The sequence below is a fragment of the Bartonella sp. CL63NXGY genome, from assembly GCF_042194905.1.
Classification (GTDB): domain Bacteria; phylum Pseudomonadota; class Alphaproteobacteria; order Rhizobiales; family Rhizobiaceae; genus Bartonella.
The window spans coordinates 310-573 of sequence record NZ_JBHINK010000148.1 but is presented as its reverse complement, the minus strand read 5'-3'; the positions used below and the strand labels follow the sequence as shown (position 1 = coordinate 573).

The following is a 264-nucleotide window of genomic DNA, read 5'->3' as shown; positions in this document are numbered from 1 at the left end:
AGCTGGCTTTAGCACTCTTCATTCAAATTAATACCAAGCTGGCTTGTCACCGTCAGTATTTGGTTTGTTCACTCCAAAGTCTTGACGAGCATATGGTGTTGGATCATCGATAATCTTGGCTACAAAGTTACCAATCGACTTCCGTGAAACTTCGGTCCCCTTAAATGGTTCGCCCTTCTTTGTAGTTTCATAGTCAACTTCATCCTTATTGGTTAACCAAGCAGGCCGAATAATAGTGTAGTCCAGGTCAGAAGCGGAAATAAT

At 42.0% G+C, this 264-nt stretch carries 1 protein-coding gene; it reads right to left on the bottom strand.

Annotated features, from left to right (window positions below; all coding sequences use genetic code 11):
* Window positions 1-27: 27 nt before the first annotated feature.
* Window positions 28-264 (bottom strand): NAD(P)H-binding protein (locus ACFIK0_RS09820; RefSeq protein WP_375663978.1); only part of this gene is annotated, 237 nt, incomplete at its 5' end.